This window comes from Brevundimonas sp. FV1ps31S (assembly GCF_058681265.1).
Window position 1 is genome coordinate 2,095,381 of record NZ_CM178735.1, and the last position, 15,662, is coordinate 2,111,042.

Genomic DNA, 15,662 nt, shown 5'->3' on the forward strand with positions numbered 1-15,662 from the left:
GGTCGTGCAGCATATGGGCCTGAGTGGGCCTCCGCACCTGTCTGAAATGCGTGATCGAAGGGCGGCCCATGCGTATCGGCATCTGGCTATCTGGACTTCTGGTGAGCTGTGTCTTGGCCACGCCAGGGCAGGCTCGGCAATCGGAGGCGTACGCCTACGACGTCCACGGACGGGTGAATTCAGTCGCTCGCACGACAGGTTCGACGACGACCATTTATGACTTGGACGGCGCGGATAACCGAACCACCAGGGCGACGAGCAGCGGCTCCATGCCGGCTGGCTCCACGATGGAAGCAGACGGAGTGTCCCAGACTGGAGCGCCACCGGAGGTGATGACTGCGGTCGCACCCCCTGCGGTTGAGACGGCGCGCGTTGCGCTGTCATCCGTTTCGACAGAGCCGACGGCGAGTTTGCTTGAGGGCGGCATCATCGTGCCACCCGTCTTCTACAACACCGATGCGCGTGGTGTGGACCTGGTGTCGGGACGCTTCTACCACACCGAGCGTTTTGCCTCCGTCGGCGATCCGGCCCAGGGCGGCCTCGCCTGGGACATGACCTATATCCAACAGCCCGATGATTTCCGCTCTGGATGGCGCGATGGTTTCGTAGGAACCGTGAACCGGGACGGTGATCAGATCACCGTCAGCCTCGGCGCGTCCTCGGAGACCTTCACGGAATCCAGCTTAGGGTACAACTCAGACCAGCGCATCGGTTCCACCTTGTCGACCGACGGCTATTTCTGGACCTACACCCTGCGGGACGGAACCGTTGCCCGGTTCAACCGCGATTTGGCCAGCAGCTACGGCAACTGGGACGGAAATGAAGGCTTCATCCAGTTCCTGACCCGGCCGAACGGCGAGGTTCAGCAATACAGTTACACAAGCACCTATTTCTGCCGCCAAGCGGGCACGGGCTCGTGCCCCGAACCGACGGTGCGGGCCGTGCGGCTCCAGTCCGTGCAGAACAATCGCGGCTATCAGATCAGCCTTGAGTATGTCCGCAACGACGCCGTCAACTATTCCCAATGGGGGCAGTGGATACGGCTCAAGAAGGTCACCGCCTTTAACCGAACCGTTGATGCTTGCGAACCATCAGCGACGTCCTGCTCGTTCAGCCGGACCTGGCCCAGCGCGACATTCGACACGACCAATGTCAGCTTCCAGACGGCCACCAATGCGCTGAATCAGACCACGAGCTATAGCTACTATGCCAGTTTCCTTGGATCTGTGACGCGCGCCGGCGACACTGCGCCGAGCATCGCACTGACCTATTGGAGCCCGGACGGCCGGGTTCACACCCATTCCAACGGCATTGAGACCTATACCTACAATTTCTCGGATTCGAGCGGTACCCGGACCATCACTGTCGTTGATCCAGCCGGTCAGCCGTCTCTGGCGGTTTCAGACATGCCGACTGGAACACTGACATCGCTGACCGACCCGCTAAGTCGTACGCGCCAGTTTACTTACGACAGTTACGGCCGCATGCTGACGGCGATCCAGCCCGAGGGCAACTCGGTCGGCTATACCTACGACCTGCGCGGCAACATCCTCGAAACCCGTGCCCGCGCCAAGCCAGGGTCTGGAATTCCAGACATCGTGGCTTCCGCGACTTATCCTGATCTTTTCTGCACCAACACCGTGATCTGCAATCAGCCGGTCACCACGACGGATGAGAGAGGCAACGTCACCGACTATGCGTATGACGGCACGCATGGCGGCCTGACCGTGCTCACCAAACCAGCGCCTTCGTCGGGCGCGGCTAGGCCGCAGATCCGGGTTTCCTATACCTCGCTTTATGCTTGGTATCGGGGCGCGGGCGGAATTTTTGGCCAGGCGACGACACCGATCACCCTGCCGACCGCCGTGTCGCAATGCATGACGGGCACAAGTTGTGATGGCACGGCCAACGAAGCGCGCACGACCATCACCTACGGTGTGTCCGGCGTCTCAAATAATCTTCAGCCAACCCAATCCAGCCAAGGCTCGGGAGATGGGGCGCTTACGGCGACGACGACCATGGCGTACACGCCAAACGGCGATGTCCGGATGGTCGATGGGCCATTGCCGGGTTCCAGCGAGTCCGACGACGATGTGACGCTCTACTGGTACGACGCGATGCGGCGACTGTACCTTGTTCGAGAGCCGGTCACCTACATAAACGGCAACTCTAACTATCGGGCGCAGCGCTACACGCGCAACGCCAAAGGGGACGTAACCCTCTCCGAAACGGGCACGACGACGGACGAGGGCGAGTCCTTCAGCGCGATCCAGGGAACCACGACGACCTATGATCTCGCCGGACGAGTGACCTCCGGCAGCTTGGTCGCGGGCGGCGTGACCTATGCACTGACGCAGGCTAGCTATGATGTGGTCGGGAGACCGGCTTGCCAGACGGTTCGTATGAACCCCGCCACCTTCGGGACCTCGCCGACTTCGGCCTGTACATTGGCGAGCGCCGGGACGTTCGGTCCGGATCGCATTACCGCGTTCACCTATGACTCCGCCAATCAGTTGACCGTGCAGACCAGCGGCTACGGCACGACGTCGGCCATTTCTACGAGCACGACCTACACCGCCAACGGTCAGCCGCAAACGCAGACCGACGGGGCGAGCAATGTTTCGACGTTGATCTATGACGGCTTCGACCGTCTGCACCAGCTGCGCTATCCCAACGCCACTGGTGGCGGGTCTTCGACGACGGATTACGAAGAGTATGGCTATGATCCGGCCAGCAACGTCATCAGCCATCGCAATCGTGCGGGCGAGACGATCACAAGCGCTTACGACGCCTTGAATCGTCGCACCTCGCTTGGTGGCGCGGCCGTCGCGGATCGGACGTTCGGCTACGACAATCTCGATCGGATGACGGCGGCGGCCTATACAAGCCCTTCCGTATCCTCGTCCTGGGCATGGGATGCGCTGGGCCGCCTAGTGGGCGAAACCCAGTCGCCACCCAACAAGACCCTAACGTACCAGTATGATTTGGCGGGGCGGCGTACCCGGATCACATGGCCGGACAACCTCTATGTCCAGTACGACTGGGACTTCCTCAACAATCTGACCGCCATCCGTGAGAATGGCGCGACCTCCGGCGTCGGTGTTCTGGCGGCATACGGATACGACAGCTTGGGGCGTCGTACCTTCGCGGGGCGCGGGAACGGCGTCGGGAGCAGTTGGGGGTATGATGGCGCTTCGCGCTTGATCAGTCTCAGCCATGACCTCTCTGGCACGGCGAACGATTTGACGCTCGGATATGCCTACAATCCTGCCGGACAGATCGTCACCCGAACTTTGTCGAACCCAGCCTATGCCTATGCGCCTGGGGCCGGAACGGTCAGCTACTCCAACAACGGCAAGAACCAGGTCACCGCAGTGGGTGGTACCGGTGTCGGCTATGACAGCCGCCAGAACATCACATCCGCAACGGCCGGAACTTATGGCTACGACGCGCTAAACCAGCTCACCACGGCCAACAGTGCAGGCTTGGTGTATGATCCTACCGGACGCCTCAACCAGATATCGACCGGCTCCATCGCGACGCGTTTCCTATACGAAGGCCAACAGGTCGTCGGGGAATACGATGCGTCTGGCAGCATGCTGCGCCGCTATGTGCCGGGCTTCGGTGTGGATGACATCGCCACCGCCTATGAGGGAGCTGGAACGGCAGACCGCCGCTGGTTGCTCGCCGATGAACGCCAGTCCGTCGTTTCGATCGCCAATGGTTCTGCGGTGGGTATCGCGACCAATACCTATGACGAATACGGCGTCCCGGGCGCGGCTAACGCCGGGCGCTTCCAGTACACGGGACAAGTCTGGATCCCCGAGGCGCAACTCTATCACTACCGGGCGCGAGCCTACGCGCCCGGATTGGGGCGGTTCATGCAGCCCGATCCTGCGGGCTATGCGGCCGGACCGAACCTCTACGCCTATGTCGGGGCAGATCCGCTTAACCTGAGCGATCCGTCGGGGCTCGGTGCTGGTGACTGCGAATACGGCATCCTCTGTCCGGTAGATCTGGACGACCTCATCGTCATCGGAAGGCGGCTGTGGCGCAGTGACTTCGGAAGTCTGGGCGGTGGGACAGCAGGCTCGGGCGTGACCGTCGCGACTTTAGCTACCATTACGGTGACGGCCCCGCGTGAGAACACATGTACGGCGAACCGTGCGCGCCACGAAGCCGCTTTGGAGGAAGAACTGCAGCGATATCGCGCTGCTGGTTTCCGCGTCACTCGCAACGTCTCTTTTCGTGACCCGCAGCAGGGCAACATCCGAGTCGTCGCCGATGCGGCGGTCGGATTTGCGGGGTTGGCTGGTGCGCCTGGGCTAACGCCCCCCGCACACATTCTCATTGACGTGAAAACGGGTGGTGGTGGATTTACGCCTAACCAACGAGCGGTCTATCCAAGGTTCGGCAGCAACTACCGCCTCGTTCCTGTTGGGTTTAGAGCGGCGCAGGCTGGCTACATACCAGGATTGCCCATAAACGTTGGTCAAATCACTTTTGAAGTTCCGAGGTACGATGCCAATGGAAACCGTTGCAGCTGAAGTGGTCGAACCGCTGATGGCGAATGGATTTTCTCGAACAAAAAGTGGCGTGCTCCTAAGACATACCCAGCAACCCGACCTTGATCACTGGGCGCTCGCTACCAGAGATAACGGTGGGATATCTATGTCGATTGGAGCAATATCACCGAAGATAAACCGGTTTGCCTTCAAGATTTTCAGAGAAGCGGTCGGTCCGACGTTTAAACCTCAGTTTCCTGCCTATGCCGCTCCTCCGATCTTCATTCCGATATCCCACGATCTGAGGGGAGACGATCTTACGCGTGAAATTCAGCCGATCATCGACGATTTCACGGAGCGTTTTGGGGATTGGAAGCTGGACGATTGGTTTCGATTTGCTGTGGAAATAACACCATATGGGCATGCACAAACTATTATTGTACCGGCGTACCTTTATCTCAAAAATGACTGGGTGCAGCTAGAAAGCTATCTAGTTGGCGCGCGCGACATGCCCATTCTTGAGGAATTTCAATCCTATTTTCTTAAGATAGAAGAGCTCATGAATGCCCAATTATCGGATGGTGGGGCGTCCCTTTAGCTCAGTCGCCATGATTCCGATATTATGTTGATGTCAGCTTTTAGCCAATGCCCATGAACACAGAAGCAACATTGTGGATCGTGGACGCAGACCAACCCGATGTCATTGACGCGGCGAATATGGTCCACATTCCCGACATTGGCTTGATTTTTTCAGCGGTTGATCTCGATCAGACCAGGGCAGCAAACTGGTTTGCGGAGAATGGACTTTGCACCGTCGATGAATCTGGTGCGACTATCGTTCCGAAATTCCCGATGATATCCAAGTTGTTTTGGGTGATTGTTGATCCTGCGACGTTCGTCGGCGACGAAGTTGAGGAACTCAGTTTGGAATTGTTGCAAGCTCAGCAGGGTAATATCCTCTCATCAGATAAGGAACTGCTTGATAGAATAAGGCGATTGACTGAGCGGGCTGGCATGCAGTGTCGTTCGCTCACCGTGAGCCACACTTGACTGCGTTTCACATCGACTTTGGACCCGAGCTCCCACGAAGTTTGGCAGGCGAGACGCCACCAATCGAGATCGATTGGCCCAGCCTGTATGTCGTGGCGCGTGAGAAGGGCCTTGGTTCACACTATGTCACCCTCCGGGTCGGATCTTATGAGGCCCCGTCAGAAGACTTAGATGTTGTTGGCTTGTTCGGTGACCTTCTGGCCCTATCGTCCAGTGGTTCTCACGACGGCATCCATAACGTCATGTTTGGTGGATACACGATCATCGTCATCAAGCGCGATGGCCACAGGATTACCTTTCAGGATCGTATCCCGCAGAAGGGTGGTGCCGTTGGGCCAGAGCTTGGCACGGTGTCTGCGTCCGAGTTCGAGAGCGTGCTTTTAGGAGCTATCTCCTCAGTCTGGCATGTGCTGAACGGATAGGGCTATAGCGTAGGTGTAGTGCTCATTTCCATCGGTTGTGGCCCGCCATCGCCCCTGCGCCCCTTTTAGGGAAGGCCGGGACCGCGAAAATCCTCTGATTCACCACGACAAGACGGCCGGCCGCATGCCGCGTCCCGAGCCGACGGTAATCGGGCACGGCCAGAAGGCAAGGCTCCGCTGGCCGAAGACCAGCGGAGCTCCAAACTCTATTGAGCAAGGCCGGCTCGAACCAGCGCCGCCTGAACCTCTGCGCGGGCGGCCTCCATGTCGCGACGGAAGGCCTCCGAACGCTGCTCTGCCCCATAGATGACCATGCCGGACTGGATGCCGGCCTCCACGGCGCTGTAGCTGTGCGAGCCACAGATGTAGCGGCTCTCGGCGAACGCTCGGCCGCGCGCATAGAGGGCGTCGGCGCGTTGAGGCGCCAGTTCGGCCAGGATCATTCCCACATGGACGCCGTGCGCGGAATGGCCCGACGGATAGTCGGGATTGCCGGCCAGATGGTCGCTCTTGGCTTCACAGATCGGCTGGTCCGTGCCGATGTAGGGGCGCTTCGTCCCCCAATGGGTCTTGGCGTCGCCGACCACGGAGCGATCCTGGCCCGCGCGATCCAGCAGGGCGGTCAGGACCGGCGCCGCCTGGGGCGTCAGACGAACCCCCAGGGCCTCGGCGAAGTCGTCATAGACCTCGCCCGAGACATCGGACGTCGCCAGGGCCCACCGGTCCGTGCCCTGCAGGGCGCGTGTCTCCATGAAGACCCCGATGTCGGCCACGGCGCGGGGCGAACCGGGTTCGGGCGGCGGCGCGAGGACCTGGGTGAGATCGGGCCGCTCCTGGGGCGCAAGATATCCGCGCGGACTGGCGCCGTTCGTCAGTTCGACGGCCAGGCCGTCGCAACGCCGCGCGGTCCGCACCGGATTGCAGACGGCGGCGCTCGCGCCGGTCAGACGGACCTCATAGCCCGGAAACCGCGGATCGGCCCACATATAGTCGGTCGAGACATACTGGGCGCCGCTGGCGAAGGCGGCGCTGCGGCGGGTCACGTCGCCCGTGCGGGCTTCGGCCGTATCGGCGTCCGCGCGGGTGCGGACGATGAAGCCGGCGCGGACGGCGGCCTGTATCCGGGCCTGTTCGGCGACGGGGTCATTGATCGTCAGATAGGCGGCGGCGGGCGAAGTCTCGTCGGTGTTGACGAAGAAGACACGACCCTCCAGCGAACGCCGCGCGCCGCGATAGGCCGCGACCTTCTCGGGCCCTTCATCGAGGGCGAAGAAGACCTTGCCCCGCGCCGCGCCCAGCGCCGGCCAGCCGCCCGCCAGGACGGCGTCGCGCAAGGTTGGATGGCGGCCCTGCACCAGATCCGGCGTGATCAGCTGGTCGGCGGCGAAGACCGAGCGGACCTCGGCGTCCAGCGCGTCCCAGGCGGCGGCGTCGAAGTCCAAGGGCGTCACCCCGCCCGGCATGGAAGCGCCGCCCGTCTTGGCGTTCAGCATGATCAGGATGGGCGCATGGTCGGGATGAGCGCGCGACCAGTCCCGGATCTCGCTCAGACAGGCCACGAAGGTCAGACAACTGCTGCGGAAATCGACGTCCGGCATGTGCAGGGTCTTGAAGCCCGGTCTGGCCATGGCCTCGGCGAAGGCGGCGCTGGTCGGAGCGCTCTGGCCTGGTCGGCCCAGGGCCGACAGCGGGCGGGCGTAGCGTCCGCCTTGCGGATCGTTCAGCACGTCGATCTCGATCTGGCGCGCGCCAGCGTCCAGTTGCGCGCTCAAGGGGCGGTGGGAATAGTCCAGGGCCGCTGCGCCCGGTTGGACGGCGATCATCGCCTGAAGCTCGGCGGCGGGGATGGGAAGCTTGTAGCTGTTGTGGGTGCCCACGGCGGTTAGGTCGTTCATGCCCAGCCGACGATCCATCCAGGCGGCGGCGCAGGCGTCGCCGCCCGCCGCGCGAACATCGGCCGCTTCGAGATCACAGGCGGGCTGGGCGGCGGCGAGGGTGGAACTCGCCAGAAGGGCGGCCATCAGGTTGAACATCGGAGACTCCTTGGGTCGTGAAAGCGGGTGAGCGAGGCCTGTTGGGCGTCGCGCGCGTCCGGACAGACGAAGCCGTCCTGGATGTCATCAAAGGGACCAGCGCAGGCTGGCGGTGAAGCTGGGACCGACGCGGCCAAGCTGCAGCAGGCGACGCTGGTCGTATTCGTAGGCCAGGTCGGTCGTATCGGTCAGGTTTGAGGCCGCGACGACCAGTTGCGCGCCAGAACCGATGTCGAGTGAGGCCTGGGCGTCGAGATAGCCGGCGGCGCCGACGGTGAAGTCCGACACCCCTCCCCCCTGCATGTCCGCTTCGGAGCGGAAGGCCGACCGCCAGGACCATGAAAGCCCGGCCGTGAACGGTCCGTGTTCGAAGAAGGGATTTATCGAATAGGCTAGGCGTGAGACCCCGGCCAGGGTGCGGTCGCCCGGCCCCTGGGCGTCCGTAAGGGTTGCGCTGGCCCAGAGGCCGAAGCCCGAGGGAAGACGCCGATGGAGCCCGATCTCCAGCCCCCGGCTGACCGCGCGGCCCAGATTGGCCGGCCGCGACATCAACACTTCGGCCCGCACCAGCGGACCGGCGCGGGTCTCGAACACCAGGGTTTCGAGTGCTTCCACAATGCCGATGAAATCGTCGATCGTCTTATGGAAGGCCGCGACGCTGAGCGCGCCCCTTGTGAAGGTCCATTCAAACGAGGCGTCGAGATTGGTCGACATATAGGGGTCGAGATCGGGGTTTCCTCCGACCCCGGTGAAAAGCGATCCCGGCTGGGGGTCGTCGATCTCCGCCTGTCCTCGGTCATAGATGGCGGAAACCAGGGTGCTGGCGGGGGCCGTCGCCAGGCGCAGGTCCGCCAGCGACGGTCGGGTCATCGTGCGCGAAGCGGCCAGCCGCAGCCTGCGGCCCCGGTCGAGGTCGAAAGCGATGTTCAGACTGGGCAGAAATCGAAGATTGCCGCCGGCGTGGGACACGGGGCGGATCGCCGCGGCGCCGCTCCGATCCAAATTTAGAAACGCCCCGCGCACCGTCGTGCGTGTTGCAACTAGGCGCAGGCCCAGATTGCCGAAGAAGGGCGTCGCGTCAGCCTGACCCTCGAAATCGACGCGGCCGTAGGCGGCGCCCACCCGCTCGTCCACGTGGTAGGAATTCTGCAGGTCGGCGCCGGTGGGTCGCAAGTCCTCGGAGCGAACCCGAAGGCCATCGTATTCTCCGGGGATGAGGAAGGCGTTCTGGAAGGATTCGAAATCCGCGACGGCCCAGCGGCCGGGGTGAGCTTGAATCAGAGCGTCGAAGACACCTTCGTAGACCTGCAGCCCAAGAAAGGCGGGGGTCACCGACATGTCCTGACGCAGAGCGGCTTCCCGATCGCGTCGCTGATAGTCGCGCGACCTGTCGCTGAACTGACCACCAAAACTTGCATCCACCAGGCTGAGCGGCCCGATCCGCAAGTTGGCTGTTCGGCGGACGTCAAGGAGGGCCGTCAGATCCTCATCTACCGACTCGATCGCGCGGACGCCCAGCCGCTTGAAAGTGAAGGCGGAGGGATCGTCGAGATCGAAATCCGTATCGATGTTCGCGGCGGTGCGGCTCGACGCGCCGCCGCTAACATCAAAACCATAGGCGGGCAGGTCGCTTGAGCGGAAGGAAATCCGCTCAAGGGGCGTGTCGAGTCGGGAGCGGGCCTCGGAGAGGCTGACGCGAGGCTTCAGCGTCCATTCGCCCAGAATGATCGTGGCGACGCCTGACGCCACGACGTTCAGATGCGACTGTTCGGAAAATTCGGTGTTGTTGTCTATCGTGCCCGCCCGAACGGAACCCCCGGTGACCACGCCGTCCGTGACCATCGCCGTCGCATCCGTCGCCTCGAGCAATTCGCCCAGCCCATAAACGACCCGGTCCTCGCGGATGGCGTTGTCGAAGGTCGAAACCAGACTGTCGAACCGAAGATGGATCCTGGGGGACGGCCGCCATTCGCCGCCCAGGAAGGCGCTGCGTCGCAGCCGGTCTTCCTGTTCTACGGTGGTGCGGACGTCGCTGGGCGCCACGACCTCTTCACCGCCGATGGTCACCGGCAGATAGCGCTGAATCTGAAACCGGTCATAGACAACGGTGCGCCCCTCCTGCGACACGCCTCCCACCAATCCCCAGGTTCCGTCACCAGAAACGAAACGCCCTGCCACGGACAGATCGACCTCGGGCTCGCGCTTGCGCGCCTCGGTCGCCACCCCGCCGCGAAGGCTGAGGAAGGGGTCGCCGTCCAGGCCGCCGACGGTTTCTATGTCGATATTGGACCCGATCCCGCCCTCGATCAGATCCGGCGTCGCCGACTTGGTCAGCTGCGCGCCCGCCAGAAGATCGGCCGACAGCGCCCGAAAACGAAACTGCCGGCCGCTCTGCGTAGAGTTGCGGATATTCTCATTGAAGGCGACCGGGGCGCCGTTCAGGGTCACCGACTGAAATAACGGCCCCAGGCCTCGGACGCTGACGAACTGGCCTTCGCCCACCTCCCGCTCTATGGCGACCCCAGGCACGCGCTGCAAAGCCTCTGCGAGGTTGGCGGCCGGCAGCTCGCCGATCCGGGTCGAGGAGGCGCTGTCGGAGATGACGTCGGCGATCTGCTTTCGACGCAGCGATTCCTCGATCTGTTGCGACAGCCGGCCAATCACGGTGATCGAGTCCAATTCCGCGGGGACGTCCGGCGGGCTGCGGGTCATCGCGGGAGGCTCCATCCACACTCGAACGCCACGCGCGCCGATGAACCGATGTCTCAGGCCCGTGCCGTCAAGCATCTGAACCACGGCGGTTCGCCAGGACATTCGGCCCCGGACTGGTCGACTGCGCTGAAACTCGCCGACAGACGACAGGAAGGCCAGTTCGCAACCGGCGGAGACACAGAGCTGCACCAGCGCGCGCCGGGCGTCCTGGGCTGGAATGTCGAACGTCTGAAGCGCCGGCTGAGCATGCGCCGCCCCACCCCAACCGCCGATCGCCAGAACGGAGACGACGACCGCCGCGACAGCGCCTCGTCGCGCACCGAACGGCGTCGATGGTGCGAACGGTTTCAAGCGTGCCGTGCCTTGCGACAAGAGGGCGAACAATCGATCCCCGACCCATAGCGCCGCCTCATGACAGCTCTGCGATAGGCCTAGTCCGCGTGGATCAGCGCGCGTCCGTCGTCGGTGTATTCGATGGAGATCGGCAACAGATCGTCCAGGCGGTCGATCAGCGCCGCCTCTCCGGTCAAAGGCAGAACCGCCGTCACGCGCGTCTTCACCAGAGAAGCATCCGCGATGACCAGCGGCATATCCACATAGCGTCCCGCCTCCCCGATCACGACCGAGAGCGGGGCGTCATGGAAGACCAGCCTGCGCTCCCGCCATGCGGTGGCGGATTCGACATCGACCCGGCCTATGCTCACTCGGTCGAGATTCGGACTGAAGACGGCCTGCTGCCCCGGCGCCATGACCACCGCCCGCTGGAGCGCACGCGCCTTGCCGACATCGAGACGGCTGATGGCCACGCGCCCTTCAAGCAACGACACTTCGGCCCGGTCTCGCCTGAGAACCGTAGCGAACCGCGTGCCGGTCACGATCACGCGGCGATCCGCGACGGCGACCTGAAAAGGCCGATCTGGATTGTGCACGACGTCAAAATAGGCCGCGCCCTGCAGCAGTTCCACGCGTCGCGCATCCTGGCCGAACCGGACCTGTATGCTCGACCCCGAATCCAGCGTGACGCGAGATCCGTCTTCCAGCGCCACGTCTGTGATCCGCCCCGGAGCGCTGGCGTAAAGGCGGCCCCCTGCTTCTGTCGGAGAGTGCCGCAAGCCGGGAAGAACCAGGGCGGCGACCGCCAGGGCGGCGACGACAGAGCCGCCCAGCCCCCCGGCGATCAGGATGCGCCGGTGCGGATTTCGGGCCCTGCGTCCACGCAACCGCGCAAGGTCGTCGGCAAAGACGGGTTTCAACGGCTCCAGGCCGGCCAGTCGGACTTTCGCGGCCTCATACTGACGAAGATGGTCTTCGTCCGCCTCCAGCCATTCGAGGAAGGCCGCCTGATCGCGCGCACTGACAGCCGGTCGGCGCAGTCGCGCCAGCCAGGATTCGGCGGTTCGCGGCCGACGATCGAACAGGGATGTCAGGCGCTGAATCATGCGCGAACGAAACGCTCCGGGACGTGGCAGGGGGATAGTGCGCCAACGCTTTCAATACTCACAACGACAGCGGCGCCAGACACCTCAGTCATCTCGCGAAATCTTCAGCTGACGGAGCGCTTCGGCAATGTGTTTCTCGACCATGCTGACCGACACGCCCAACCGCGTCGCGATCTGGCGGTAGGTCATGTCGTCAAACCGGTGAAGCAGGAAGGCTTCTCGCGTGGATCTGGGCAAGGCGCGAATGACTGCAGCCGCAGCCGCCAGGTTCTCCCGCCCGATGACATGCTGGTCGGCGGCAGGCGCATCGCTGGCGACCGCGCGCGGACCGGCGTCCAGCGAATGAATGTCGTCTGTGCCCCGCACGCCCTTCCTGCCAGCGGCCTTCCACCGGTCCATCTGGAGATTGCGGGCGATCACGAACAACAGGGGGCGAGCATCGGCGCCGGACAGGTCGTGCCCGGCGCGATGGAAGCGAACCAAGGCCTCCTGCACCACGTCCTCCGCGTCCTCCGGCGACAAACCCTTGCGCTGGAGATACCCCATGAGGTCGCGGCGGAGTTCGGCGAAAAGACGATCAAGCGCCACGGCCACCTCCTCCCGACGTCCGGCCGGCTTCAAAAGCACGAAACGTCCCCTTCTCGCGAAGGGGACGTTGCGCAGGTCAGTCTCTGGCGGATCAAGAGGCTGACCTGTTAGCGATCAAATGATGTTCAGGTCCGGAAATGGATCAGAACTCCATCCGCAGGCCGAGATTGATGCGGCGACCCGACAACTCGTACATGGTCGGGAAGGACGGATCCATGGTGTAGCCCTTGGTGGCCTCGTCCGTGACGTTGATGCCTTCCAGGTTGATCTGGAGGCTCTCGGTCACATTGTAGCTGGCCGACAGATCAAGCTGGCCATAGCCCTCGCGCCAGATCGGATACATCTCGTAACCGATGGATTCGACGTACTTGTCCTTGTAGTTGTAGGACGCGCGCGCCTGGAACTTGGTGTTCTCGTAGAACAGGGTGACGTTGTAGGTATTGTCGGCCAGACCCGCCGGCGGGGTCGGGATGCCCAGGGTCGAGTTGCCGATCAGCGAGCTGTCCAGCACCGTATAGTTGGCGTTGATCCCGAAGCCTTCCAGCGGGGCGAAGAACTGGCCAAACGGCACCACCGCAACCAGTTCCACGCCGCTGACCTCATAGGAGCCAGGTTCGTTGATCGGCTGATAGACGTCGAACTCGTACACGCCGTCGATCGTGCCGTTGGCGTTGTACTTGGTCACGTTCGGCACCGTGCCCGTCAGGGCCTGGCGCACCACGCCTTCGATTTCCTTCCAGAAGTACGAGACCGCCAGCAGGCCGCCGTCGCCCAGATATTGTTCCAGGCCCACTTCCCACTGCTTGGCGTAGGTCGGCTTCAGGTTCGGGTTGCCGTCGGTGAAGCGGAACGAGTTCCAGCTGGCCGTGCGCTTGTAGGCCAGGTCGGTCAGGGCCGGCCGGATCAGGGTTTCGGACGCCGCAGCGCGGAAGATCAGGCTGTCCGTCAGATCAGCGGTGATGTTCAGGCTGGGCAACACCTTGTCGTAGCCGCCGTCGCTGGACACGGGCTCGGGGGTATAGCCGGTCGAGCCGTTCGGGTTCTGGATCTGGTGATAGCCCGACGAGGTGATGGAGGTGTCGATGTAGCGGGCGCCGCCGTTGATCGCGACCGGCACCGGCCCCAGGTCGAACGCGAGGTCGGCCATGGCGTAAGCGGCCAGAACCTCTTCCGTCACCTCATAGTAGTCGCCGACGTTGAACGGGGTGAAGAAGCCGTCGTAGCGGAAGGTGCGACGGGCGTAGTCGTTCGACACCTGGCTCCAGGTCAGGTCGCGGACGCTGTAATCACCACCGGGGACGAGGTCGCCGATCGGGGTCAACTCGCTGTCCGCCAGGGTGCGGGTGTTCAGCCAGGCGGTGCTGCCGGCCGAAGGCCCCTGGATGTTCAGCGAACCGTACTGACGCTCCTTGGACTTGTCCGTGTAGCGCGCGCCGACCTGCACGCTCTTCAGCGCCGGAAAGAAGCTGAAATCGAGATATTTGGTGAAGTCGACCTGGGCGGCGTACTTGTCGTCGTTGATCGCTTCGTAGGTCGTCTCATACGCCTCGAACAGGTAGCGCGACGGCGAGTTGTACATGTCAAAGCCGGCGGAGCTAGCGCTCGGAATGGTCTCGCCGCCCTCGGCCGTCCAGCGCGTCCGCGACGGCGCATAGGCGACGTGCTTCAGGTTGGAGTTGTCCAGGGTCTTTTCGGCGCCCGAATAGCCGGCGATGGCGTGCAGTTTCCAGCTGTCGCCGCTCCAGTTCAGCTCGGTTCCGAACTGCTGGTAGTCGGTATTGTTGATCCGCTCCTTGCTGAGGAACTCGTGCTGGGTGGCGGTGTAGGAAACGTCGCGCAGCACGACCATGCCGTAGTCGGCCAGGGTGGTGTCGTCGTACTCATGGATGGTTTCCAGGGTCGAACGGCTGGAGGCCGAATAGGCCGCCGCGTCATACTCGTCCTCGGTGGTCTCATAAGCGCCGACCATGGCGTCGAAGGCCAGGCTGAAGTTCGAGGACGGACGATACTGCAGCGCGACCGTGCCGCCCCACTGGTCCTGGGTGTTCAGATAGGCGCGGTCGCCGACCTTGTCCTGGAAGATGATGCGGTTGGTGACATTGGTGTCGGCGCGGTTCGGCACCGAGATGCCGGCGTCGCGCAGCAGAACCGCCGCCGCCTGCGTGCCCCGGGCGCCCGTGGACGTGGCCAGGAAGCGCGACATGGGACGGAAGTTGATGCCCGAGTTCGAGTCGGTGCGGTTGGTGCGGCGGGCCGTCGAGAAGGACACCAGCGCGCCGAAATCGCCCCAGGTGTCGCTGGCCAGGAAGGCGATCTTGGGATCGACCTCTTCTGAGATCGAGTTGTAGGCGCCCTCGACCGAACCGACGACCCGCCGGCCGGCGTAGTCGAACGGACGGGCGGTCGAGATATTGACCGAACCGGCGATGCCGCCCTCTTCGTCTGCAGCGCGCGGCGACTTCTGGACCGTCACCTGCTGGAGGATTTCCGAGGCGAAGATGTCGAATTCGACGTCGCGGCCGCCGCTGCCCGAGGCGGTGGCCAGGCCATTGATGCTGACGAAGGTGAACTCGGTGGGCAGGCCGCGCACATTGACGCGCTGGCCCAGGCCCTTGTTGCGTTCGATCGTCACGCCGGGGATGCGCTGCAGCGCCTCGGCCAGGTTCTGCTCGGGGAAGTTGGCGACGTCGGTGGCGACGATGGAGTCCGAGAAGCCAACCGTCTTGCGCTTGATGTCCACCGCCTCTTCGAGGCTGCGACGATAAGAGCCGGTGACGACGATCTCGTCCAGCGTGGCTTCGGCCTGGCTCGCCGCGGTAACGGCGGCCGGTTCGGCGGCCTGCGCCAAGGCGACGAACGGCGTTGCGGCGACCACGGCGAACGCCGTCGTGCCAAGGATTCGGTTTTTCATTT

At 63.3% G+C, this 15,662-nt stretch carries 9 protein-coding genes; 4 read left to right on the top strand and 5 right to left on the bottom strand.

Features of this window, described 5'->3' with window-relative positions; all coding sequences use genetic code 11:
• The first annotated feature begins 68 nt into the window (after window positions 1-68).
• From ACVPT3_RS09895 to ACVPT3_RS09910, 4 genes are read left to right on the top strand one after another with little or no spacing between them, the layout of a single operon-like run.
• Window positions 69-4,547 carry an RHS repeat domain-containing protein gene (locus ACVPT3_RS09895; RefSeq protein ID WP_492040738.1) on the top strand — a complete coding sequence of 1,493 codons (4,479 nt, stop codon included), beginning with the start codon at window positions 69-71 and terminating at the stop codon, window positions 4,545-4,547.
• The gene (locus ACVPT3_RS09900; protein ID WP_492040739.1) at window positions 4,522-5,103 is read left to right on the top strand and encodes a hypothetical protein; all 582 of its coding nucleotides are present in this window, start codon (window positions 4,522-4,524) and stop codon (window positions 5,101-5,103) included. Before ACVPT3_RS09895 ends, ACVPT3_RS09900 begins: the two co-directional genes overlap by 26 nt.
• 53 nt (window positions 5,104-5,156) lie before the next feature.
• Window positions 5,157-5,555 (top strand): hypothetical protein, encoded by a 399-nt coding sequence (locus ACVPT3_RS09905; RefSeq protein ID WP_492040740.1) that lies wholly within the window; start codon window positions 5,157-5,159, stop codon window positions 5,553-5,555.
• Complete coding sequence (locus ACVPT3_RS09910; RefSeq protein WP_492040741.1) at window positions 5,552-5,977, top strand: hypothetical protein; 426 nt, start codon at window positions 5,552-5,554, stop codon at window positions 5,975-5,977. The genes ACVPT3_RS09905 and ACVPT3_RS09910 overlap by 4 nt, the downstream gene beginning before the upstream one ends.
• A gap of 206 nt (window positions 5,978-6,183) precedes the next feature.
• Here the strand turns inward: ACVPT3_RS09910 and ACVPT3_RS09915 are convergent, their stop codons facing one another.
• The 5 genes from ACVPT3_RS09915 to ACVPT3_RS09935 all read right to left on the bottom strand — a co-directional run bounded on the left by ACVPT3_RS09915 (window position 6,184) and on the right by ACVPT3_RS09935 (window position 15,660).
• Window positions 6,184-8,010, bottom strand: coding sequence for a Ca2+-dependent phosphoinositide-specific phospholipase C (locus tag ACVPT3_RS09915; RefSeq protein ID WP_492040742.1), 1,827 nt, complete (start codon window positions 8,008-8,010; stop codon window positions 6,184-6,186).
• Between the two features lie 87 nt (window positions 8,011-8,097).
• Window positions 8,098-11,073: a TonB-dependent receptor gene (locus ACVPT3_RS09920; protein ID WP_492040743.1), complete on the bottom strand. Its 2,976-nt coding sequence runs from the start codon at window positions 11,071-11,073 to the stop codon at window positions 8,098-8,100.
• Between the two features lie 80 nt (window positions 11,074-11,153).
• A complete protein-coding gene (locus ACVPT3_RS09925) occupies window positions 11,154-12,161 on the bottom strand; it encodes a FecR family protein (RefSeq protein ID WP_492040744.1) in 1,008 nt (335 codons plus the stop codon).
• Window positions 12,162-12,245: 84 nt separating this feature from the next.
• Complete coding sequence (locus ACVPT3_RS09930; RefSeq protein WP_492040745.1) at window positions 12,246-12,749, bottom strand: RNA polymerase sigma factor; 504 nt, start codon at window positions 12,747-12,749, stop codon at window positions 12,246-12,248.
• A gap of 142 nt (window positions 12,750-12,891) precedes the next feature.
• Window positions 12,892-15,660, bottom strand: coding sequence for a TonB-dependent receptor (locus ACVPT3_RS09935; protein WP_492040746.1), 2,769 nt, complete (start codon window positions 15,658-15,660; stop codon window positions 12,892-12,894).
• Between the last annotated feature and the right edge of the window lie 2 nt (window positions 15,661-15,662).